Source organism: Streptomyces melanosporofaciens, from assembly GCF_900105695.1.
GTDB lineage: Bacteria > Actinomycetota > Actinomycetes > Streptomycetales > Streptomycetaceae > Streptomyces > Streptomyces antimycoticus.
Window position 1 is genome coordinate 10,053,014 of sequence record NZ_FNST01000002.1, and the last position, 20,090, is coordinate 10,073,103.

Here is a 20,090-nt window from a genome sequence, read left to right on the forward strand (position 1 = left end):
GGCGTCATGCCGAAGACATCAGCGCGACTGCTGTCACTGCTCTCCCTGCTGCAGGCACGCCGGGACTGGCCGGGGCAGCTGCTGGCCGAGCGGCTGGAGGTCAGCCCGCGCACAGTGCGCCGCGATGTCGACCGCCTGCGCGAGCTCGGCTATCCCATCGCGGCCATCAAGGGCCCCGACGGGGGCTACCGGCTCGGCGCCGGCATGGAACTGCCGCCGCTGCTGTTCGACGACGACCAGGCCGTGGCCCTCGCCGTGGCGCTTCAGACCGCCGCCGTCACCGGGGCCGGAATCGAGGAGGCGGCTACGCGTGCGCTGAGCACCGTCCGGCAGGTCATGCCCGCACGGCTGCGCCATCGCGTCGACGCCCTCCAGGTCACCGCCGTCGACGGCCCGGGGGCCCGGCCGCATCCGCAGGTCGCCCCTGGCGTTCTCATGACCCTCAGCGCGGCCGTCCGCGCCCGCGAAGTACTGCGCTTCGACTACGACCCCGTCTCCCCAACGGGAACCGCCGCCCGCGCCGACCCCGCCGCGACCGCGCCGCGCCGGGTGCAGCCGTACCACCTCGTCACCCGGGGCGGGCGCTGGTATCTCCTCGCCTGGGACCTCGACCGCGACGACTGGCGCACCTTCCGCGTCGACCGGATCAGCCCACGCACCCCCACGGGGCCCCGCTTCACCCCGCGCGAGCTGCCCGGAGGGGACGTGGCCGCCTTTGTCGCCGGCAGATTCCAGGGGTCCGACGGCACCGGCGGCTGGCCCTGCCTCGGGGAAGTCGTCCTCGACCTCCCCGCCTCCGTCGTGTCCACCTACACCCGGGACGGAGTCGTCGAAGAACTCGGCCCGGACCGCTGCCGGCTGGTGCTGGGCGCGTGGTCATGGCCCGGACTGGCCGCCAGTATCGGCAGGTTCGACGCCGACATCGAGGTCATCGGGCCGACCGAGCTCAAGGGCGCCTTCGCCCACCTGGCCCGCCGCTATGCGAAGGCCGCGGCCGACGGACCCGCCGAGCCCACCACGCCACCACCGAGCCGATGAGCGACCCGCGCCGCACAGTGCGTCTCGGCGAGTCACCTCAGGGACACCCCTCAGGAGCGCGTCTCAGGGAGCGGCGTCGAGATCCACCTCGAGGTTCTCGGCCTCGGTCCAGAACCCCTCGTCCGCGTCCTGCAGCCGGGACGCCGCGTGCCTCAGGTGGAGCAGCGCCGCGTCGCGCGCCGCCTCGGCGTCGCGGGCCTCGATGGCGGCCAGGATGGCGTGATGCTCGTCCCGGACCGCTTCGAGGAAGTCACCGCGCCGCGCCTCGTTCGCACGCGTGACACGGATTCCGCTGCGCAGCACCTCGCCGAGGTAGCGCAGCGTCGAGAGCATCACCGGATTCCCGGTCGATTCGGCGATGGACCGGTGGAAGGCGAGATCCTCGTCCACGCCGTCGCCCCCGGCCGCCACCGCCGCGTCGATGGCTTCCAGGGCCCCACGCATCCCGGCGAGGCCGGCCGGAGTGGCCCGGGTGGCCGCGAGGTACGCCGCCTCGCCCTCGATGGGGCGGCGCACCTCCACGATCTGCCGCACCTTGGACTTGGTGTCCTCGGCGGTCTCGGCCTCCAGATCGAGCGGCCGGGTGCGCCGCGGCATCACGAACACGCCGAGCCCCTGACGGGGTTCGACCAGGCCTGCGTTACGGAGCCGGGACACGGCCTCGCGTACGACGGTGCGGCTGACGCCCAGCTGCTTGACCAGCGCCACCTCGGTCGGGAGCTTGTCGCCCTCGGCCAGCCGCCCGGACTCGATCTCTTCCGAGAGTATCGCCGCGACCCGATCCGCGAGCCGCACGGGACCGCTCACCTTGGAGAACATGGTCTTCAGTTTATCGGCACCGTCCCGGTCGCCCCGGCCGCCAAGAGTGCGCACCGTCCACGACCGCGTCGGCGTGGTCTTCGAGGTAGTCGCGCACCACCGAGGCGAAGTCCGGGTCGGGTGCCAGCCCGAGCGCGGCGGCGCGCGCGTTGTCGAACGCGGCGGGCCACGAGCCCACGAGGGCCTCGACGCCGGGATCGGGTGCGATCGTCACCAGGTCGGCGACGGCGTCCCCGGCCACCTGCCGCAGTGTGTTCAACATGTCGGCGACCGAGACCGTGAGCGCCGGAAGGTTGACCGGAACCCCGCCGTCGATCCGGCCCGGCCCGGCGCCGCGCTCGGACTCCGCGACGCGGATGATGCCTTCGACGGTGCGCCGTGGCGAGGCCAGGGCCACCTTCAGGTCGGGGTGGACCGGGCAGATCGCCGGGAGGCCCGCGAGCGGCTCGCGGATGATGCCGGACAGGAAGCCGGAGGCGGCCGCGTTGGGCTTGCCCGGCCGCACCGACACGGTCATCAGTCGGGCGACGCGCCCGTCGAGGAAACCGCGGCGGGTGTAGTCCGCGATCAGTTGCTCGCAGACGAGTTTCTGGATCCCGTAGCTCGACCGCGGTGTGGGCAGGGTCGACTCGCTGACGACCGGCGGCAGCGGCAGCGCGGGGTCGGATCCGTAGACGGCGACGCTGCTGGAGAACACCACCCGCGGCGTCGGCCCCCCGGCCGCCGACTGGGCCCGCGCGGCCTCGAGCAGCGCGCGCGTCGTGTCCACATTGGCGCTCATACCGAGGTCGAAGTCGGCCTCGCATTCGGCCGAGACCGCGGAGGCGAGGTGGATCAGCACATCCACCGGCTCCGCGAACACCTCGTCCAGCCGGTCGACCAGGTCGCCCCGTACGACGTCCACGAGGGGGTCGGACGCTGCCGAACCGGACGGCACGACACGGTCGGCGAGCACCAGCCGGTCGATGGGCACACCGCGGAACGTCCGTGCCGTGAGCAATGCGGCGGCGACCCGCTGTCCCAGGAAGCCGAAGCCACCCGTGATGACGATCCTCATGCGTTCTCTCCTCGGTAGTCGTCTCGCCAGCCGAGCCCCTCGCTCGTGCCGGCGCGGGGGATGTACTCGCAGCCGATCCACCCGCCGAAGCCCAGCTCGTCGATGACGCCGAACAGGTGGCGGATGTCGAGCTCGCCCCGGTCGGGCTCATGGCGATCGGGTACGCCCGCGATCTGCAGATGGCCGACCCGGCCGGTGGGCAGGTCACGGCGCAGGATCGTGGTGAGGTCGCCCTCGACGATCTGGCAGTGGTAGAGGTCGAGCTGCACCTTGAGGTTCGGGGCCCCCACCTCCCGTACCACGGTGTGCGCTTCGGCCTGCCGGCTCAGGAAGTACCCGGGCATATCGCGGCCGTTGATCGGCTCGATCAGAATGTCGACGCCCGCCGCGGCGGCCCGCTCCGCGGCCCAGGCGAGGTTGGCCAGGTAGGTGTCGCGGTGCTCGGCCGGGTCCGGTGCGGGCCCCACCAGCCCGGCCATCATGTGCACCCGTGGGCAGCCGAGCTCCGCCGCGTACTCCAGTGCCCGCTCGACCCCGGAGCGCACCTCCGCCGCGCGGCCGGGCAGCGCCGCGAGCCCGCGCTCGCCGGACTCCCATGAGCCGGGAGGCGCGTTGAAGAGCACCTGCCTCAGGCCGTGGTCGTCGAGCCGGCGGCGCAGCTCGGTGGCGTCGTACGCGTAGGGGAAGAGGTACTCGACGGCCTCGAAGCCGTCCGCCGACGCCGCGGCGAAGCGGTCGAGGAAGTCGTGTTCGGTGTACATCATGGACAGGTTCGCGGCGAACCTCGGCATGCTGGCTCCTGCGTTCGGGCCGGGACCGTCCCGGTCAGCGGTTGACGATGTGCTTCTTGGTGGTGAGCACCGCGGCGGAGCCGACGACCAGGCTGAACGCCAGGACGTGCATCGGGATCGACGCCGAGCCGGTGGCGTCCTTGAGCGCGCCGATCATGTAGGGGCTGACGAAGCCGGCGAGGTTGCCCACCGAGTTGATCATGGCAAGGCCCGCTGCCGCGGCGGTGCCGCTCAGGAACGCGGTGGGGAGCGACCAGAACAGCGGAGCGCAGGTCAGCACCCCGGCCGCGGCGATGGACAGCGCGGTCAGGGACAGCGCGGTCGAGCCGTTCCAGACGGCGGACAGCGAGAATCCGACGGCGCCCATGAGGCTCGGGACGACCAGGTGCCAGCGGCGCTCGCGGCGTTTGTCCGCCGAGCGGCCGAACAGGTTCATCGCGACGAGCGCGGCCAGGAACGGCACGGCGCTGAGCACGCCGATCGCGAAGTTGCCCTCGATGCCGGTGGACTCGACGAACGAGGGCATCCAGAAGGTCAGGGCGTACTGGCCCATCACGAAGCAGAAGTAGATGAGGCACATCAGCCACACCCTGGGCTCGCGGAAGGCGTCCCAGACCCGGCCGTCCACCGTCCGGTGCGCGGTGTCGTCGGCGACCGCCCGCTCGACGACGGACTTCTCCTCATCGGTCAGCCACTTCGCGGCGCGCACGTTGTCGTCCAGGTAGAAGAGGGTGACGACACCGACCAGGAGCGCGGGGACGGCCTCCAGCAGGAACATCCACTGCCAGCCCTGCCAGCCGTTCACGCCCTGGAAGTGATCCATGATCCAGCCGGAGAGCGGATTGCCGAAGATACCCGCCACCGGGATCGCCGACATGAACATCGCTATCACCCGGGCCCGGCGGTACGAGGGGAACCAGTAGGTGCAGTAGAGGATCACTCCCGGATAGAACCCCGCCTCCGCGGCACCGAGCAGGAACCTCAGCACATAGAACATCGCCTCGTTGGTGACGAACATGAACGCCGCCGAGACCAGGCCCCAGCTGATCATGATGCGGGCGATCCAGGTGCGGGCCCCGACGCGTTGCAGCATCAGGTTGGAGGGGACCTCCAGGATGAAGTAGCCGATGAAGAACAGGCCCGCCCCCAGGCCGTACGCCGCCTCGCTGAAGCCGAGGTCGTCGGACATCTGCAGCTTCGCGAAGCCGACGTTGACCCGGTCCAGATAGGAGGCCACGTAGCAGAGGATGAGGAAGGGGACGATGCGGCGTACGACCTTGCGATAGACCGTGTTCTCACGGGCGAGCGCGGGGGTCTCGGTCGCCACTGCGGGTATGGGCATGACGAATCCTTTGTGCGGCTCAGGGGATTCTGCGAACGGGGAGGGGAGAAGCGGGTCACCAAGCGGCGTCGAACGTGGCCCTCAGCTCGTCGATGGCGTCGGTGGTGAGCGGCTCCGGTCGACGGTCGGTCAGGAGCCAGAGGCGTGCCGTCTCCTCGAGTTCTTCGAGGACGGCGAGGGCGGCGGCCGCGTCCGGGCCCCAGACCACGGGGCCGAGCCGGTCGAGCAGGACGGCCCTGATCGGCGTGTGGCTCGCCTGGCGGTCGGCGATCCGGGCGGTCACCAGGTCGGCCACGCGCGGGTCGCCGGGCCGGTGGTAGGGGATGAGCGGGACGTGCCCGACCTTCATCACGAAGTAGGGCGTGATGGGCGGGAGCACGTCGTCCTGGCTCCACACACCGGCCAAGGTGAGTGCGACCAGGTGGGTGGAGTGGGTGTGGATGACGAAGCGGGCCGTGGGGTCGGCCGCGTAGATCCGCCGATGGAGCGTCAGGGTCTTGCTCGCGCGGTCGCCCGCGATCTGCTCACCCTGGGCGTCGACCAGCGCGAGGCGGTCGCGCTCGAGGAAACCCAGGGCGGCGTCGGTGGGTGTGATCAGATGGCCGTCGCCGACCCTGGTGCTGATGTTCCCGGCGCTGGCGTGCACATAGCCCCTGTTGAACAGGCTCGTGCCCGCCCGGACGATCTCGTCGCGCGCCTCGTCCACGGCGGCGTCGAGGAGCTCGGTCATGAGACCTCCCGGTCGAGCAGGGCGAACGAGTCGGTGAAGAACGCGGGGCCACCGAAGTTGCCGGACTTCAGGGTGATGTGGAGCGTGTCCCCGCCGGGAAGCGGCGTCGCGCACCAGGGCACACCGGGATCGATCTGCGGCCCGATCCGCAGCCCGGTGATGCCGAGCGCCCGGACGACCGCTCCCGAGGTCTCGCCGCCCGCGACGACGAGTTGGCGGACACCGCGCTCCACGAGGCCCTGGGCCACGCGGGCCAGGGTCCGCTCCACCAGCTCGCCGGCCTCGGTGGCGCCGAGCTTGCTCTGGACGGTGCGGACCGCCTCGGGCGCCTCGGTGGAGTAGAAGAGGACAGGACCCCCGGCCAGGTGGGACTCGGCGAAGGCGAGGGCCTGGCCGGACACGTCCTCACCGGCCGCGATACGCAGCGGATCCACGCTGAACGCGGGCCGGCCGGCGCGCAGGAACTCCTGGACCTGGCGATTGGTGGCGGTGGAGACCGATCCGGAGATGACGGCCCGGTGGCCGCCGGACGGTGGCAGTTGTGCGGCGGCGTGGGACGGCGTGAAGCCCCAGTTCGCGGGCAGCCCGATGGCCAGGCCCGAACCGGCGGTCACCAGGGGCATCCCCTGGACCGCCGTGCCGAGGCGCACCAGGTCCTCGTTGGAGACGGCGTCGGCGATGGCGATCCCGGTGCCCTGCTCGCGCAGCTCGTCGATCCGGGCCCGGACCGCCTCGGCATCGCGGCCGACGACCGTGTGGTCGATCAGGCCGACCGCCCGTGTGGTCTGCGCAGCCAGGACCGAAACGAGATTGGGGTCGGTCATCGGGGTGAGCGGGTGATGGCGCATACCGCTCTCGCTGAGCAGCACGTCGCCGACGAAGAGATGGCCCTTGAAGACCGTGCGCCCGTTGTCGGGGAACGCGGGCGTGGCGATCGTGAAGCCAGTGTCGAGCGCGTCCATCAGGGCCTCGGTGACCGGCCCGATGTTGCCGGCCGGCGTCGAGTCGAAGGTGGAACAGTACTTGAAGTAGATCTGCTCGGCGCCCGCGGACCGCAGCCAGGCGAGGGCCCGCAGCGATGCCTCGACGGCGTCGGCGGCCGGAATCGTCCGCGACTTGAGCGCGATGACCACGGCGTCCGCGTCCACCGGTTCCTCGGCGCCGCCGGGCGGCACATCGATCAGCTGGACCACGCGCATGCCCGCGCGCACCAGGTTGTTGGCCAGGTCCGTGGCGCCGGTGAAGTCGTCGGCGATGCAGCCGAGTCGGATTCCCATCTCAGGCCTCCGCCGGCTGGGGCAGGTCGATCGCAGGGAAGATCTTGATGACCGCGCTGTCGTCCTCGGCACCCAGACCCGACGCCGACGCCTGCAGGAACATCTGATGAGCCGTGGCGGCCAGGGGGAGCGGGAACCGCTCCGGCCGTGCGGAATCGAGGACGAGCCCCAGGTCCTTGACGAAGATGTCGACCGCGGAGAGGGCCGTGTAGTCACCGGCGAGCACATGGGCCATCCGGTTCTCGAACATCCACGAATTGCCGGCGCTGTGCGTGATGACCTCGTAGAGCGCCTCGGCCGGCACACCGGCCTTCAGGCCCAGCGCCATCGCCTCGGCCGCCGCGGCGATGTGCACACCCGCGAGCAACTGGTTCACGATCTTGACCTTGGAGCCGAGACCGGCCTGCTCACCCAGGCGGTAGACCGTGGCGCTCATGGCCTCGAGCACCGGGTCGGCGACCGCGTACGCCGCGGCGGAGCCCGACGTCATCATGGTCAGCTCGCCGGCCGCGGCGCGCGCGGCACCACCGGAGATGGGGGCGTCCAGGTAGAGCACACCCCGCTCGGCCAGCCGTCCCCCGAGCTCAGCGGACCAGCCCGGGTCGACCGTGGAGCACATCACGAAGACGACCCCCGGGCTCAGCCGGGCGGCGGCCCCGTCGGCACCGAACAGCACCGACTCGACCTGCGCCGCGTTGACCACGACACCGACCATGACGTCCACCGCGGCCGCCAGGTCGCCGGGGGAGGCGAACGCCGTCCCGCCGTCGCGGGCGAAGCCCTCGGCCACCTCCGGTCGCAGATCGTGGACCCCGACCTCGTAGCCGGCCTTCCGCAGGCTGCGAGCCATGCCGAGTCCCATGGCCCCGAGCCCCACCACGCCCACGCGTGGCTGTGCAGGCCTGTCCTGGTCGCTCATGCCCCTCCTCGTCCTTGCCGTGCCTATGGGGGAGCGCCGCCGCCCTGCTGTGCCGGCCGAAGGCGCAATCGGCCTCCGGCCTCGGCGGCGATCGGGTCATATGATGACCTGAAGACAAGGCTCCCGCATACCGTGACGTCCGTCACATGGCGTGGGGTGGAGTCGGATGGGACATGGCGAGGCGGGGCATGGCGGGCCCTCGCGACAAGCATCAGGTGCGCGGCCGGAACGGCGGCCGCGGCCAGGAGGAAGCCGGCATCCTCCTACTGACCGCGGCCGCCCGGCGTGGTGCTCAGCTGTGCTTCACCGTGACCCCGTACAGGACGACCTCGCCGTAGGCCGAGGTGTCGCACGGCTTGGAGTTGTTGCAGTTCGCCTGCGTGTAGTCGCCAGCCTTGAAGTAGCCGCTGCCGAACTTGGCGGTGACGGTGGCCTGGAGCGTGCCGTTGTAGTAGACGTCGACCTTTCCGTCGTGGGCCACGAACTTGCCCTCGAAGCGGTCGCCCAGCTTGTAGCCGGAGGTCACCAGCGTGTAGTGGGCGGTGTTGTAGGAGGTGACGTAGAGGCTCGTCCCTTCGAGGCGGAACGAGGTGGCGTCGCTCGTCCCGTCGTGGATCTGCCCGGCCATGACGGGCGGCTTGTCCGCGGGGAGATGGGTGATGGCCTCGTCGACGACCATGGTGCGGGTGCCCTTCGTGGACGACCAGCTGGTGGTCGCCGACCCGTCGGCGGTCATCTCGCGCAGCTCCGACCGGCGGTATCCGGTGTTGCTGGTGGTGGCGCCGTTGACGGCGGCCCGTATCAGGATCGCGTCGCAGCCCGACGTGGTCGTGAACCACGGTGCCTTGTTGTACGTCGGCAGGGCCGGCTGCTTCATCTCCTGGGGAGAGCCGGAGCTGTTGGGGGTGGGCAGCTGGAGCTTCCAGCCGGTGCTCAGGCCGATGGCCGCGGCCGGTGCGGGGCAGGCGGCGGCGTCCGCCGGAGCGGCCGACGCACTCTGCACCGAGGCCAGGGCGCCGGCGGCGAGTGCCGGTGCGGCGAACGGCAGCGAACGGCCGCGAACAGGCACAGCGAGGCAGCGAGGCCGATATCGGCCTCGCTCAGGCGCTGACCTCATCAGCGCACGGCGGTCAGGCTGTCAGCCGATGCCGTTCAGAACCATTGCGACTTGTCCACTACGTTGATCAACGGCTGCCCGGCGGCGAACCGCCGCGCGTTGTCCGCGAGCACCTCGAACCGGCGCTCCGCGGCGTGCGGTCCGGCCCCCGCGACATGGGGGGTGATCAGTGCCTTGGGATGACGCCACAGAGGGTGGTCCGGCGGCAGCGGCTCCTGCTCCATGACGTCGAGGGCGGCGCCCCGCAGACGCCCCGTGTCCAAGGCCGTGACCAGGTCGTCGAGCCGGACGATGGGACCGCGGCCGACGTTGATGAGGCAGGCTCCCTGTTTCATCAACGCGATACGGCCGGTGTCCATCAGCCCTTCCGTCCGCGGAGTGTGCGGCACGGTCAGGATCACGATGTCCGCCTCAGGAAGGACGTGATCCAGGAGGTCGGCGGGCAGAACCCGGTCGAAACCCGGCGGCGCCTCGGTGATCCGGGCATCGACGCCCTCCACGCGGGTGCCGAACGCGGCGAGCAGCCGCCCCGTCTCGGCACCGACCGCACCCGTACCGACGACGAGCGCACGCGCCTCACCGAGCGGAAGGACCCCGCCGTCCGACCAGTCCGGTGCCCAGTTGGCGGCGGCCTGCTCGCGCACATAGTGGGGGAGTTGCCGGGCCAGAGCCAGGACCAACGCCAGCGTGTGCGTGGCCACATGGTCGGTGTACGTGTCCCGCATGTTCGTCACCAGCACCGGATGACGCACGAGCGCGGGATGGTAGAAGCCGGGAGGAGGCCCCGCCTGCGGAGCCTGCAACCAGCGCAAGTTCCCTGCCCGCTCCAGGAGTTCGGGAGTGAGTGTGCCGTACGCGGCGTCGGCGCGGCCCAGCGCGGCGCCGACGTCCTCGGGGCCTTCGGGGCAGAGGACCTCGATTCCGGGAACGGCCTCCATGAGCTTGCCGGGCCAGGACCGTGTCTCGTCCGGCAGCGGGGGGACCATGACGAGGGTGAAGGTGGCTGTGGTCATGTTGCTCCCTCTGCTGATTGTGCCGTGGTTCCCGTCATGGCTATCACCTCTCCCCGCGCGTTGGCCGCGCGGTGCTCCTCCAGCACGGACACATTGGCGATGACCGGCCGTGCGCTGTTGCGCACCGCCTCCTTGATGCGGGTCACCGCCCGGACTTCGTCTTCCCAGCATTTGAGGACGAAGGCGGTGGCCCGGCCGTCGAAGTGGCCCAGGTCGAGTCCGCTGTCGGGGCCGGTGGCCTGGGGGTCGCCGTCCGCCATCAGAAGGATCCTCGGCCGGGCGCCGGCGCGGCGATCCGTAGCGTCAACTGCTCGGTGAGGGCCTGGCGGTGACGCCGCAGAGCCTGTGCCGCCTGCTCACCCAGCGACTCGGGAAACGCGCTCGGGGCGCGGACACCGTCGCGCATCTCCGCGTCGACGGTGCGGCGCACCGCCCGTGCGACACCGGTGGGGTCCGCTCCGGCGGCCTCGATCCCTGTACGGCACGCGGCGCACAGACATATCGACAAAAGATCCCGGCAGCCCGCGCTCAGATCGGCGCCCGCTGTCTTCTCATGCCGGCTGCCGTGCTCGAAGCCCAGCCATCCGCACGCCTCCAGCATGAGCGACGGCACCTCGGCGGCGTCGTACCGTGCGCAGAAGGCCCGGACCAACCGCACCGCGTACGCCGCCACTTCGGGCTGCGCCGGGCACAGGGCATACCCGTGTCGTTCATCGAACGCGTTGCGCACGGTCAGCTCGGGCGCGCTCTCTCCCACCGCCGTGCTGTGCGTGAGCCCAGCCAGGCTTCGACCCGCAGCCCCTGTCCCCGCGGGGCCGAGGCCGCCGTGCCGAACCGGTCCGGAGCGTCAACGGCCCAATTCGGTGCGGAGGGCCTCAGACGGGCGCCGCGCCAGTGGTGTGGGTCGATCGGAAAGTACGCGGCGGCGTGCGTGCGGCCCGGGACCGCGGGTGGGATGCGCCGTTGGCGCGCGGAACGACGAACTACCCTGGCGGGACACAAGGGCAGGGGGCTCGGTTGGTAATCCGAAAGCGCCGGAGATGACGGGAAGTCCGGGATCTTCCGAAGAGCCGGATCTACCCCTTGCGGCCGGGCTGCCCGATACGCCTGAGAGGCCCGGTGTGGCGAGCGGTTCCATGGCTCAGGGGGGCGCGCCAGCGGCGCGTGACGATCACCGATGTCGGCACGGCGGCGGGGGTGTCCGCCGCCACCGTCTCCCGTGTTCTCAACGGCACGGCCCGGCGTTGATCCCGAGCTGGCGCGCCGAGTGCACAGCGCGGTCGCCGAACTGGGCTAGCTCGGCCATCGCCGGGTGGCCTGCCTGAGCGATCCCGAAGCGTCCTGGGCCAATGCGGAACGTATCCGGGACTTCGAGGCCGCGGCGGCCTTCGGTATCGACGTCACGGTCATCCCGTGCGGCCACACGGCGCGGCATGGCTACGACGCGGCCGACGCGGTGCGGGATCGTGGTGTGAGTGCTGTGGTCGCGTACAACGACCTGGTGGCATTCGGTGCGATGGCGGCGTTGGGGGCGCCTCACCACGGCCTCGATGGCCCGGGACGAACTGGGCAGGCAGACCGCCCAGCGACTGGAATCCCTGATGGCCGCCGACGGCGACACCGAACCGCGATCCATTCCGATGGAGCTTCGCGTACGGCTCACCAGCGCGCCGCCCGCGGTATCGCCGGGCTGAGGGCGGGGATCTCGGAGTCAGCCGATGTCGATGGAAGCGCCCGCGGTCAGCCGGTGGTAGCGGGCCCCGATGCCGGGGCCGTTGGCGCCCAGGAACCCGCCGACCATGGCGGTGCCGACGTCATTGAGGGCACCGTCGTGGATGGCGTAGGTGTCCCGCGGGGCCACCTCTCGGACGTAGTCGATCAGCTGCCCGGTGGCGGACCAGGGGCCGTGTACGGGCAGCAGCAGGGTGTCGACGGTGGCGTCCGGGACGGTGAGCGCGTCTCCGGGGTGGAAGAGGGCGTCGTCGATGAGAAAGCCGATGTTGCCGATGGCCGGGATGTCGGGGTGGATGACCGCGTGCCACGTGCCGTAGACCTTCACATCGAAACCGGCCGCGGTGAAGGCCTCGCCCTCGCCGACGGCGGTGACGCGGGCGCCGAGGCCGTCCAGCTGCCTGGCGACGGGCGTGTTGGTCCAGATGCGCAGGGCCGGGTTGTTCTCCGCGGCCTTGCGGAGCGTCTCCTCGGAGAAGTGGTCGAAGTGTTCGTGGGTGACCAGGACCGCGTCCGCGCCGTCCAGCGCGTGCGGTTCGGTGAGGCCGCCCGGGTCCACGACCAGGCGGCGGTCGTCCTTCTCGATGCGGATGCAGGCGTGGCCGAACTTGGTGAGTCGCATAGTGGGGCCCTTGATCCCTTCCTGAAACTGTACAACCTGGCTGGGTAGTTTAACTGTACAACAAGGTTGTACAACTCAGATTCATGACATGGGTAGGGTGGGGCCATGGAAGACGACACACTGGCTGAAGACCTGCGGCAGGCCATCGGGGAACTCGTCCGTGCCGTGCGGGCCGCCGACACCATGCCCTCCGGTGAAGCCGCCATCCTCGGCCACCTCGACCGCGGCGGCCCGCAGACCACGGCCGACCTCGCGCACCGGCGCGGCGTGACCCACCAGTCGGCCGCCAAGTCCGTCAAGGAGCTGCTCGGCGCCGGCCTGGTGCGCGCCGAACCTCATCCCAGCGACGGCCGCAAGCTCCTGCTGGACATCACCGACACCGGCCGCGCTCGTCTCCGGCAAGAACGCGCGCAGCGCGCCACTTCGCTGGGCGCCGCCATCGGCGACGCGCTCAGCACCGATGAACAGCGGCGGCTGCGCGACTGTGTGCCCCTGCTGAGCCGCCTGACCACCCACATCACGGGAAAGTGATCGTGGTGGGACGGGAATTCAGGACGCCCGTGTCAGGGCGTGTGTGTCAGCACGCTCGTGTCAGGACGCCCGTGTCAGGACGAGCTTGGCCTTGTGGCCGCTGGCCGACTGCACCCGGATGCTCAGGCTGTTGAGCCTGACGGTGCCGCCCGGACTGGTGCTGCCGCTCAGGCGCGCGCCGCCCGTAGTGGTGGCCGACATCTTCACGGACCGGGAGCTGATGTGGGTGATCCGCAGCTTCCCGAAGCCGAACCGGTGGCTGTCGACCGCGATGTTGGTGGGCCTCGACACGGTGATCTTGCACCGCCCGTCGTAGCATGGCCCGTGGGCGGCGGCCTGCGCCACCGGCGCCATCAGGCCGAGTCCCAGGGTGCCCGCCAGAGTCATGGTCGCCGCGGCCGTCGTGGTCGTCCAGCGCATACCGATACCCATCAGTTGGACCTCCTGTTTCGGGGATTCCTGCGCGGCATTTCTAACCCGTGGGTCTGGGGACCGCTCCCGAGGAAGCGCCCAAATGGCCGTCACCCCTTGGCTGCCACAGCTCGAAAGGCGGCTTCAGCCCAGCGCGATCCGGGCGGCGACCGGCAGGTGGTCGCTGCCGGTGGCGGGCAGGGTGCGGATGTGGCCGACAGCCGCCGAACGGGCCATGACCTGGTCGATCCGGGCCAGCGGGAAGCCCGCGGGGAAGCTGAAGGCGAAGCCCCGCTCCGCGACGTTCATCCGTGAGGTCAGCGGAGCCAGCCCACGGTCGTCGACCGTGCCATTGAGGTCGCCCAGCAGGATCAGCCGATCCCGCTTCTCGGCGGCGATGGCCTTGCCCAACAGGCCGGCGCTCTCATCACGCCAGGAGGACGCGAGGCCACTCGCCCCGACGCGGACCGACGGCAGATGCGCGACGTACGCCGCGATCTCGCCCCGCGGCGTGTGGACCATGGTCCGCAGCCCGCGGCTCCATGCCTCCGTGATCCCCCGGGGTTTGATGTCCAACGGCCGGGCGTCGGTGAGCGGATGCCTCGACCAGAGTCCGACGGTGCCCCGGACGGCGTGGTACGGGTAGTGCGGGGCGAGGGTCTTCTCGTAGACCGGCAGCGCGGTGGGCACCAGCTCTTCCAGCGCGATGAGATCGGGTTCGGCATCGGCCAGGGTGCGGGCCGTACCCGCCGGGTCGGTGTTCTCGTCGCTGACGTTGTGCTGCACCACGACCAGGTCGTGCGGGCCGGGCTTCGCCCCGGGCAGGAGCAGCCCGCCGAAGAGGTACGCCCAGGCCGCCACCGGCAGCAGCAGGACCACCAGCGCGATGGCCGAACGGCGCAGCAGCGCCAGGCCGAGCAGCACCACGACCACCAGGCCGAGCCACGGCAGGAACGCTTCCAGCAAACTGCCCAGGTGCCCCACGGAGTTGGGCACCACCCGGTGGAACGCCAGCAGCCCGGCCGTCAGCACCGCCGCTCCGGCGAGCACCCGCCCCCGCGTCCAAGGCGACCCGCCCCGAGCCCAGTGCGCCGCCCAGCGCCCCAGGCGCCGGGGCGCCGCCGCCTGCACCGGCGAGGTCGCCTCGCCGTCCACCTGCTCCACCATGGCTTTCCATCCGTTCGATTCCGCACCTCAAGACGGGCCACCAGGCGCGTCGGTTTCCGGTGCGGGGCGTGAAATTCCGGTGGCGGTGGCCCGCACGCTTCCTGGGATCTTGTGCTCTCCCGCCGGGACCAGTGGGCGCCGAGCGCGCTGGTTCGCCGCCCCGCACACCGGCACGGACGACGACCACACCGCTCTGGAAGGGCCGCACGCGGAGTTGCGGCAGGTCAGCGCGCCAGGGCCGCCCGGGCCACCGTGACTGCCCGCCCGGCGTAGCCACGGCCGAACAGCACGGTGTGCACCAGCAAGGGGAAGAGCTGGTGCAGCCCGATGCGGTCGGCCCAGCCCTCGGCGAGCGGCGCCACGTCCTGGTAGCCGTCCAGCACCTGATCGAGGTGCGGGCAGCCGAACAGGTGGAGCATCGCCAGATCGGTCTCCCGGTGGCCACCGTGCGCGGCCGGGTCGATCAGCCACGCCTGTCCGTCGGCGCCCCACAGGACATTGCCGTTCCACAGGTCGCCGTGCAGCCGGGCGGGTGGCTCGGCGGGTCCGGCCAGCTCGGGCAGCCGCTCGCATGCGCGCTCGATCACCTCGGCCTCGCCGCGGCGCACCGTGCCGTCGTCGACGGCGCGGCGCAGATACGGCAGCACCCGGTGTTCGGCGTACCAGTGCGGCCAGTCGGAGCCCGGGACGTTGCGCATCGGGGCCGACCCGATGTACGCGTCCGTGGGGCCGTCGGGCGGCGGGGCGCCGAACGCGGGCGCGCCGACGGCGTGCAGGGCGGCCAGGTCGCGGCCGAACCGGGCCGCTGCCCGGGTGCCCGGCCTGCCGACCGGCACCTGATCGGTGACCAGCCAGTCCCGGTCGTGGCCGTGCACCACCGGGACGCGGACCGTCCCCGCGTCGGCCAGCCAGCGCAGCCCCGCCGCTTCGGCCGGTGCCGCGCGTGACCCGTCGCCCCGTTTGACCATCACCGTCTGCCCGCCGTCGAGGGTGACTTCGGTGAGCGTTGCGGACAGCCGCCTCCGACCGGTCACCGGGCGGCCGGTGAGGCGGGCCGCCGCGGCACCGGGGCCCTCGCCCGCCTCGGCCGCCGGACCGGCACTCATGAGCCGCGGCGCTCGCGCACCCAGGCCAGCAGGCCGGGCATCGCGGCTTCGATCATGGCCAGCACCTCGTCGAACCCCTCCGGGCCGCCGTAGTACGGGTCGGGCACGTCCTGATCACCGGTCGCGTCCGGGTCGAAGGACCGCAGCATCCTGATCCGGGACGGATCGTCGACCAGCCGGCGCAATGCCTTCTCGTGGCCGCGGTCCATCGCCAGGAACAGGTCGGCGTCTCTGTGCTCGGCGCCGATCTGGGCCGCGACATGCTCGACCGGGTAGCCGTGCCGTGCCAGCAGTGCGCCGGCCCGTTCATCGATGGGCTCACCGGCGTGCCAGGGGCCGATACCGGCGCTGCTGACCCGTACCGCGCCGTCGAGTCCGGCCCGGCGCAGCTGCTCGGCGAGGACCAGCGCGGCGGACGGCGACCGGCAGATGTTCCCGCTGCAGACGAAGCAGATGTGCACGGCCACCAGGGTAGGGCCTGGCGCTCCGGTGGCGCAGGGGGCGGGCCGGCCGTCCAGAGCGGCCGGACCAGCCGGTTGTACCGGACGGAGCCCGACGTCGTACCGGACAGAGCCCAGCATCATGGTGGCCGGAGCCCGGCGTCAGGCGCTGTGGTGCCCGAACGGACCGCCGTCGGCGAAGGCCAGCGCGGCGAAGCGTTCCCCGATACGGCGGTGGGTGGCGGCGTCCGGGTGGAGCTCGTCGGGCAGCGGCAGCTCGTCGGCGTCGGCCTCGCCGTAGAGATCGAGGCCGTCGAGGTAGTGGAGGTGGGGGTCGTCGGCCGCCCGCTGCTTCACGATCCGGGACAGCTCCTCCCGGATGACGCGCAGCGTCAGCTTCCCCGCGGCGCGCTCGGCGGGGTCGCCGGTGGCCTGGAACCGCAGCTTTCCGGCGCTGAGCGCGCTCATGTCGAAGGCTGCGGGGCCGGGCGTGTTCTCGTGGATGGGGCACAGGATGGCGGAGACGACCAGCAGTGGCGTGGTGGGATGCCCCTCGCGGATCGTGTCGAGGAAGCCGTGCACCGCCGGGGTGAAGGCGCGCAGCCGCATCAGATCGGCGTTGACCAGGTTGATGCCGATCTTGATGCTGATCAGGTCGGCGGGGGTGTCCCGCATCGTGCGGGCGGTGAACGGGTCGAGCAGCGCGCTGCCGCCCAGGCCCAGGTTGATCAGTTCCACACCGCCGAGGGAGGCGGCGAGCACGGGCCAGATGCCGGTGGGGCTAGCGGCGTCGGAGCCGTGGCTGATCGAACTGCCGTGGTGCAGCCACACCTTGCGGCCCTGGTCCGGTATGGGCTCGATGGGGGCGTCGGTGCGCAGGGCGACGAGTTCGGTGGTCTCGTTGTGCGGCAGCCAGATCTCGACGGTCTTGACGGCGCCGGGCAGGTCGCAGAAGCGGAGGGTGCCGACCGGGCCCGGGTGACTCTCGGCCGTCCCGGTGGCCAGGTCGATGGCCAGCGTGTTGCCGCCGGTCACCACGGACTGCCCGGCCAGGCGGCCGTCGACCAGCAGGTCGTACACGCCGTCAGGGCGGGGCGGGGCGCCCGCGTAGACCCGCTTGGTGGGCAGCGTGTCCAGTTCGACGGCGGTGGCCGGGGTCCGGAAGACCAGCCGTACGCCGGAGGGCTGGGCCTCCGCCATGGCGAGTTGTCCGTCGGCGTACTGGGCGCGGGCCCAGGCGGGCAGCCGGTGCGGCAGCACCCCGTGCGCGGTGTGCTCCAGGTCGAGGGCGCCCCGCAGGATGTCCGCGGTGATGGGCGTGGTGATCCAGTCGTGTTCGGTGGTGTGCATGGTCCCAGCCTGTTGATCACAGATGTGTGGATGGATGGATGTGGGGGCGGCCGGACGGACGGATGGATCGGCTACGCCGATGCGCCGCGAGGCTGACCGCCTCAGGAACGCTGCCGCGCTGCTGAGTGCTGCCGTGCCACCGCGTCAGGGCGCGGGCCAGTTCCGCAGCAGCGCGTCGAGGGCGTCCAGGGTCCGCGACCAGCTTTCCTCGCTGTCGGGGGCGCTGTGGCTGAACCCGCCTGCCAACTCGAGGCTGACGTAGCCGTGGAAGACGCTGCCCAGCAGCCGGACCGCGTGCGTCTGGTCCGGCTCGGTGAGGTCGTAGCCGCGCAGGATCGCCCGCGTCATCTGTGAGTGCCGGACGCCGGCGCTGGCGGCCGCCGCTTCCGGGTCGAGCCTGAGCTGGGCCGCGGCGTAGCGGCCGGGATGCTCGCGGGCGTAGTCGCGGTAGACGTTGGCGAAGGCGGTCAGGGCGTCCTTTCCGGCCCGCCCGGCCAGGGCCTCGGCGGCCCGGTCGGCAAGCTCCTCCAGGGCGAGCAGGGCGATCCTGGTCTTGAGGTCATGGCCGTTCTTCAGGTGCGAGTAGAGACTCGCGACCTTGACGTCGAACCGTCTGGCCAGCTCAGAGACGGTCACCTGGTCGAAGCCGAGCTCGTCGGCCAGCTCCGCTCCCGCCTGGGTCAGCCGTTCCGTGGTCAGTCCTGCCCGTCCCATGCCCTTCCTCTCCTTCGGCAGAACTGATTATGCATTTGCCTAACACCTTTAGGCAAATTAGCCTGCGTTCTATGAAGCCGCTGACTGAGCAAGAGATCCGTGCCGCGTTCGTGAACTGCAGCAAGGGCGAGGCGAAGCGCCTGTCCGTTCCACGCGACCTGGCCGACCGGCCCTGGGATGACCTGGACTTCCTCGGCTGGCGAGATCCTCAGGCACCCGACCGTGCCTACCTGGTCACCGAACTGGACGCCCGCCCGATCGCCGTCGCGCTGCGCTGCCCCGGCCCCGCCTCCTGGCAGGTACGGCGCAGCATGTGCTCGATGTGCCTGACGGCCCACACGGGCGGCGTCTCGCTGATGGTCGCGCCGAAGGCGGGGAAGGCCAGACAGCAGGGCAACTCGGTCGGCGACTACATATGCAGCGACCTCGCCTGCTCGCTCTATGTGCGGGGCAAGAAGGACGCGGGCGCGGGCTCACGGCCCCAGGAGTCGCTCACCCTGGAGGAGAAGGTCCAGCGGACGGTGGCGAACGTGGCCGCGTTCCTCGCCAAGGTGACCGCATAAAGGTGACCGCATGGCCCATACCGCCGGTCGCGGAGCGGTGCCCCGCACACCATCGCGTGCGGGGCACCGGGTCGGTCGGTCGGGTGTCAACCGCCGCGTGTCAGCCGCAGTTGGTCTCGGCCTTCTCGAAGCGCACACCGTCGAGCCAGCCCCACCAGTCCACGCAGGTTCCTCGTGCGCTCACATAGATCGGTCCCGCGTAGGAGCGGTAGTTGCCGCTGTCGTAGATGTCGTGGATCTCCGTGTCGCTCCGCGAGAGGTAGATGGTCATCGGCACCGGCTCGCCGGCCACGTTCCGGATCGCGACCAGGCAGTTCTTGCCCGTGGCGGAGCTGTAGGTGAGATACGCCGTGCCCTTGTCCCCGACCTCGGTGGAGTTGACGACCGTATAGCCGGAGCCACAGGCGCCGTTGTACGCAACGCGCGAGGCGGTCGCGGAGGCCCCGGGCGCGGCCGCCATGAGGGCGACAGCGCCGGCGCCGGTCACTGCCGCGATGGCCAGGGCGCGCTTGAGGTGAGTCATTGGTTCCCCGTTCGTATGGTGTTCGGTGTTGTCGGTGAAGTGCCGCGGGTTGATTTCCCGGTCACTACGACCCGCCACCCGGCCCGTGAGTTGTCCCCCCGTGCCGTTACGGGTCTGTCCGCACTGTCACCGACGCGTAACGGCGGCATGGGCTACGCGCCGGTGCCAATCCGGGGACGGGAGTGGACTGCTCGTGCAAGAAACGTCAGCCGAAAAGGAGCTGTCGGCCACCGGGCGACCAGTGGAAGGGATATCGAACTCTTTGGAACATGTGTCCCTGAAGCGGCGTTCCGCGCATGCTGTCCGTTCACCTCCCCGCAGCCCCTCCTGTTGCCGACGCGAGTAGATCGGGCATGTGGTGTGGGGTTTTGGTGGAGGGGATGAGGGTGTTTTCGGGTGCTTCTTCGGTGCTTTTGCCGGACGGGCTGTCGTTGCTGGGTGGGGGCGTCCCCGGCGGTTCTGGCGATGGTGCGTCTCTCTTAGACTGTGCCGGTCCCCAAGTTGATCGGAGCACCCCTATGCGTCGCCTTGCCGCCGCCCTTTTGGTAATGACCGCTTTTGCCTCGCTCGCCGGCTGCGCGCAGGATTTCGACCGGGGCCCTGACGGGACGGTCTCCGACAAGGTCAAGGACGGAAAGAAGTTCTACTTGGTCGTCGATCCGGCCAAGGGCGGCGACGAGAAGAAGTTCCGCGTCAGCAAGTACGACTATCACGACTGCAACCGGGGTTCGAAGTACCCCAAGTGTGTTGACGATTGATCAGCTTGTCTTCGCCTTGATCGCAGGGTCGGCCGTGCCTTTCGGCCGACCCTGCGATCCCTTCGGGCCGG

Annotated in this window: 25 protein-coding genes and 1 pseudogene; 7 read left to right on the forward strand and 19 right to left on the reverse strand. The window is 70.9% G+C overall.

What is annotated here, in order from left to right:
• Positions 1–6 precede the first annotated feature (6 nt).
• Entirely contained in the window at positions 7–1,038 is a 1,032-nt protein-coding gene (locus BLV72_RS45330) for a helix-turn-helix transcriptional regulator (protein ID WP_208905957.1), read from the forward strand.
• 63 nt (positions 1,039–1,101) lie between these two features.
• Here BLV72_RS45330 and BLV72_RS45335 read toward each other — a convergent pair whose 3' ends face one another.
• The 11 genes from BLV72_RS45335 to BLV72_RS45385 all read right to left on the reverse strand — a co-directional run bounded on the left by BLV72_RS45335 (position 1,102) and on the right by BLV72_RS45385 (position 10,860).
• Positions 1,102–1,857 carry a FadR/GntR family transcriptional regulator gene (locus BLV72_RS45335; RefSeq protein ID WP_093470914.1) on the reverse strand — a complete coding sequence of 252 codons (756 nt, stop codon included), beginning with the start codon at positions 1,855–1,857 and terminating at the stop codon, positions 1,102–1,104.
• A 10-nt stretch (positions 1,858–1,867) separates the two neighbouring features.
• Positions 1,868–2,914, reverse strand: coding sequence for a D-erythronate dehydrogenase (gene denD, locus BLV72_RS45340; protein ID WP_093469808.1), 1,047 nt, complete (start codon positions 2,912–2,914; stop codon positions 1,868–1,870).
• Positions 2,911–3,705, reverse strand: coding sequence for a 2-oxo-tetronate isomerase (gene otnI / locus BLV72_RS45345; RefSeq protein ID WP_093469810.1), 795 nt, complete (start codon positions 3,703–3,705; stop codon positions 2,911–2,913). The genes denD and otnI overlap by 4 nt, the downstream gene beginning before the upstream one ends.
• Positions 3,706–3,739: 34 nt before the next feature.
• Entirely contained in the window at positions 3,740–5,047 is a 1,308-nt protein-coding gene (locus BLV72_RS45350; protein WP_093469812.1) for an MFS transporter, read from the reverse strand.
• A gap of 55 nt (positions 5,048–5,102) precedes the next feature.
• Complete coding sequence (locus tag BLV72_RS45355) at positions 5,103–5,777, reverse strand: class II aldolase/adducin family protein (RefSeq protein ID WP_093469814.1); 675 nt, start codon at positions 5,775–5,777, stop codon at positions 5,103–5,105.
• On the reverse strand, positions 5,774–7,054 hold the full coding sequence (gene otnK / locus BLV72_RS45360; protein WP_093469816.1) for a 3-oxo-tetronate kinase: 1,281 nt from the start codon (positions 7,052–7,054) through the stop codon (positions 5,774–5,776). Before otnK ends, BLV72_RS45355 begins: the two co-directional genes overlap by 4 nt.
• 1 nt (position 7,055) lies before the next feature.
• Entirely contained in the window at positions 7,056–7,973 is a 918-nt protein-coding gene (ltnD, locus tag BLV72_RS45365; RefSeq protein ID WP_093469818.1) for an L-threonate dehydrogenase, read from the reverse strand.
• Between the two features lie 292 nt (positions 7,974–8,265).
• Positions 8,266–9,042: a polysaccharide lyase family 7 protein gene (locus BLV72_RS45370; protein WP_093469820.1), complete on the reverse strand. Its 777-nt coding sequence runs from the start codon at positions 9,040–9,042 to the stop codon at positions 8,266–8,268.
• 83 nt (positions 9,043–9,125) lie between these two features.
• Positions 9,126–10,103, reverse strand: a complete 978-nt coding sequence (locus BLV72_RS45375) for a D-2-hydroxyacid dehydrogenase (RefSeq protein WP_093469822.1) — start codon at positions 10,101–10,103, stop codon at positions 9,126–9,128.
• The gene (locus BLV72_RS45380; protein WP_093469824.1) at positions 10,100–10,363 is read right to left on the reverse strand and encodes a hypothetical protein; all 264 of its coding nucleotides are present in this window, start codon (positions 10,361–10,363) and stop codon (positions 10,100–10,102) included. Before BLV72_RS45380 ends, BLV72_RS45375 begins: the two co-directional genes overlap by 4 nt.
• Complete coding sequence (locus BLV72_RS45385; protein ID WP_093469826.1) at positions 10,363–10,860, reverse strand: hypothetical protein; 498 nt, start codon at positions 10,858–10,860, stop codon at positions 10,363–10,365. Before BLV72_RS45385 ends, BLV72_RS45380 begins: the two co-directional genes overlap by 1 nt.
• Before the next feature lie 440 nt (positions 10,861–11,300).
• On the opposite strand from BLV72_RS45385, the gene BLV72_RS50870 reads away from it, so the two are divergent.
• From BLV72_RS50870 to BLV72_RS48560, 3 genes and pseudogenes are all read left to right on the forward strand, one after another.
• On the forward strand, positions 11,301–11,351 hold the full coding sequence (locus BLV72_RS50870; protein WP_244321523.1) for a hypothetical protein: 51 nt from the start codon (positions 11,301–11,303) through the stop codon (positions 11,349–11,351).
• A 64-nt stretch (positions 11,352–11,415) separates the two neighbouring features.
• Positions 11,416–11,574: pseudogene (locus tag BLV72_RS52410) on the forward strand (LacI family DNA-binding transcriptional regulator); the annotation flags it as partial.
• Between the two features lie 79 nt (positions 11,575–11,653).
• A complete protein-coding gene (locus BLV72_RS48560) occupies positions 11,654–11,797 on the forward strand; it encodes a hypothetical protein (RefSeq protein ID WP_167746540.1) in 144 nt (47 codons plus the stop codon).
• Positions 11,798–11,814: 17 nt separating this feature from the next.
• Here the strand turns inward: BLV72_RS48560 and BLV72_RS45395 are convergent, their stop codons facing one another.
• A complete protein-coding gene (locus tag BLV72_RS45395; RefSeq protein ID WP_093469830.1) occupies positions 11,815–12,456 on the reverse strand; it encodes an MBL fold metallo-hydrolase in 642 nt (213 codons plus the stop codon).
• Between the two features lie 105 nt (positions 12,457–12,561).
• Here BLV72_RS45395 and BLV72_RS45400 point away from each other — a divergent pair, with 105 nt between their 5' ends.
• Positions 12,562–12,987: a MarR family winged helix-turn-helix transcriptional regulator gene (locus tag BLV72_RS45400; protein ID WP_093469832.1), complete on the forward strand. Its 426-nt coding sequence runs from the start codon at positions 12,562–12,564 to the stop codon at positions 12,985–12,987.
• A gap of 60 nt (positions 12,988–13,047) precedes the next feature.
• Here the strand turns inward: BLV72_RS45400 and BLV72_RS45405 are convergent, their stop codons facing one another.
• The 6 genes from BLV72_RS45405 to BLV72_RS45430 form a co-directional block, all read right to left on the reverse strand.
• Positions 13,048–13,419 carry a hypothetical protein gene (locus BLV72_RS45405; RefSeq protein ID WP_093469834.1) on the reverse strand — a complete coding sequence of 124 codons (372 nt, stop codon included), beginning with the start codon at positions 13,417–13,419 and terminating at the stop codon, positions 13,048–13,050.
• 123 nt (positions 13,420–13,542) lie between these two features.
• On the reverse strand, positions 13,543–14,565 hold the full coding sequence (locus BLV72_RS45410) for an endonuclease/exonuclease/phosphatase family protein (RefSeq protein ID WP_244321342.1): 1,023 nt from the start codon (positions 14,563–14,565) through the stop codon (positions 13,543–13,545).
• Positions 14,566–14,789: 224 nt separating this feature from the next.
• Positions 14,790–15,671, reverse strand: a complete 882-nt coding sequence (locus BLV72_RS45415; RefSeq protein ID WP_093469836.1) for a fructosamine kinase family protein — start codon at positions 15,669–15,671, stop codon at positions 14,790–14,792.
• Positions 15,668–16,132 carry a low molecular weight protein-tyrosine-phosphatase gene (locus tag BLV72_RS45420; RefSeq protein WP_093470916.1) on the reverse strand — a complete coding sequence of 155 codons (465 nt, stop codon included), beginning with the start codon at positions 16,130–16,132 and terminating at the stop codon, positions 15,668–15,670. The genes BLV72_RS45415 and BLV72_RS45420 overlap by 4 nt, the downstream gene beginning before the upstream one ends.
• A gap of 141 nt (positions 16,133–16,273) precedes the next feature.
• On the reverse strand, positions 16,274–17,461 hold the full coding sequence (locus BLV72_RS45425) for a GDSL-type esterase/lipase family protein (RefSeq protein ID WP_093469838.1): 1,188 nt from the start codon (positions 17,459–17,461) through the stop codon (positions 16,274–16,276).
• A 144-nt stretch (positions 17,462–17,605) separates the two neighbouring features.
• On the reverse strand, positions 17,606–18,175 hold the full coding sequence (locus tag BLV72_RS45430) for a TetR/AcrR family transcriptional regulator (RefSeq protein ID WP_093469840.1): 570 nt from the start codon (positions 18,173–18,175) through the stop codon (positions 17,606–17,608).
• Between the two features lie 71 nt (positions 18,176–18,246).
• Between BLV72_RS45430 and BLV72_RS45435 the strand changes: the two genes are divergently transcribed.
• Positions 18,247–18,738, forward strand: a complete 492-nt coding sequence (locus BLV72_RS45435; protein WP_093469842.1) for an FBP domain-containing protein — start codon at positions 18,247–18,249, stop codon at positions 18,736–18,738.
• 100 nt (positions 18,739–18,838) lie between these two features.
• On the opposite strand, the gene BLV72_RS45440 is transcribed toward BLV72_RS45435, so the two are convergent.
• Positions 18,839–19,261, reverse strand: coding sequence for a spore-associated protein A (locus BLV72_RS45440; RefSeq protein ID WP_093469845.1), 423 nt, complete (start codon positions 19,259–19,261; stop codon positions 18,839–18,841).
• Positions 19,262–19,809: 548 nt separating this feature from the next.
• Here BLV72_RS45440 and BLV72_RS45445 point away from each other — a divergent pair.
• Positions 19,810–20,019 carry a hypothetical protein gene (locus BLV72_RS45445; RefSeq protein WP_228052485.1) on the forward strand — a complete coding sequence of 70 codons (210 nt, stop codon included), beginning with the start codon at positions 19,810–19,812 and terminating at the stop codon, positions 20,017–20,019.
• The last annotated feature ends 71 nt before the right edge of the window (positions 20,020–20,090 follow it).

Bases quoted from the DNA above. Each gene is read 5' to 3' on its own strand.
- BLV72_RS45330 (WP_208905957.1), top strand. From the start codon at position 7: ATGCCGAAGACATCAGCGCGACTGCTGTCACTGCTCTCCCTGCTGCAG.
- BLV72_RS45405 (WP_093469834.1), bottom strand. From the start codon at position 13,419: ATGGGTATCGGTATGCGCTGGACGACCACGACGGCCGCGGCGACCATG.
- BLV72_RS48560 (WP_167746540.1), top strand. From the start codon at position 11,654: ATGGCCCGGGACGAACTGGGCAGGCAGACCGCCCAGCGACTGGAATCC.
- BLV72_RS45380 (WP_093469824.1), bottom strand. From the start codon at position 10,363: ATGGCGGACGGCGACCCCCAGGCCACCGGCCCCGACAGCGGACTCGAC.
- BLV72_RS45425 (WP_093469838.1), bottom strand. From the start codon at position 17,461: ATGCACACCACCGAACACGACTGGATCACCACGCCCATCACCGCGGAC.
- BLV72_RS45395 (WP_093469830.1), bottom strand. From the start codon at position 12,456: ATGCGACTCACCAAGTTCGGCCACGCCTGCATCCGCATCGAGAAGGAC.
- BLV72_RS45335 (WP_093470914.1), bottom strand. From the start codon at position 1,857: ATGTTCTCCAAGGTGAGCGGTCCCGTGCGGCTCGCGGATCGGGTCGCG.
- BLV72_RS45375 (WP_093469822.1), bottom strand. From the start codon at position 10,103: ATGACCACAGCCACCTTCACCCTCGTCATGGTCCCCCCGCTGCCGGAC.
- ltnD (WP_093469818.1), bottom strand. From the start codon at position 7,973: ATGAGCGACCAGGACAGGCCTGCACAGCCACGCGTGGGCGTGGTGGGG.
- BLV72_RS45435 (WP_093469842.1), top strand. From the start codon at position 18,247: ATGAAGCCGCTGACTGAGCAAGAGATCCGTGCCGCGTTCGTGAACTGC.
- BLV72_RS45445 (WP_228052485.1), top strand. From the start codon at position 19,810: ATGACCGCTTTTGCCTCGCTCGCCGGCTGCGCGCAGGATTTCGACCGG.
- BLV72_RS45430 (WP_093469840.1), bottom strand. From the start codon at position 18,175: ATGGGACGGGCAGGACTGACCACGGAACGGCTGACCCAGGCGGGAGCG.
- otnK (WP_093469816.1), bottom strand. From the start codon at position 7,054: ATGGGAATCCGACTCGGCTGCATCGCCGACGACTTCACCGGCGCCACG.
- BLV72_RS45355 (WP_093469814.1), bottom strand. From the start codon at position 5,777: ATGACCGAGCTCCTCGACGCCGCCGTGGACGAGGCGCGCGACGAGATC.
- BLV72_RS45415 (WP_093469836.1), bottom strand. From the start codon at position 15,671: ATGAGTGCCGGTCCGGCGGCCGAGGCGGGCGAGGGCCCCGGTGCCGCG.
- BLV72_RS45440 (WP_093469845.1), bottom strand. From the start codon at position 19,261: ATGACTCACCTCAAGCGCGCCCTGGCCATCGCGGCAGTGACCGGCGCC.
- BLV72_RS45400 (WP_093469832.1), top strand. From the start codon at position 12,562: ATGGAAGACGACACACTGGCTGAAGACCTGCGGCAGGCCATCGGGGAA.
- otnI (WP_093469810.1), bottom strand. From the start codon at position 3,705: ATGCCGAGGTTCGCCGCGAACCTGTCCATGATGTACACCGAACACGAC.
- BLV72_RS45350 (WP_093469812.1), bottom strand. From the start codon at position 5,047: ATGCCCATACCCGCAGTGGCGACCGAGACCCCCGCGCTCGCCCGTGAG.
- BLV72_RS45410 (WP_244321342.1), bottom strand. From the start codon at position 14,565: ATGGTGGAGCAGGTGGACGGCGAGGCGACCTCGCCGGTGCAGGCGGCG.
- denD (WP_093469808.1), bottom strand. From the start codon at position 2,914: ATGAGGATCGTCATCACGGGTGGCTTCGGCTTCCTGGGACAGCGGGTC.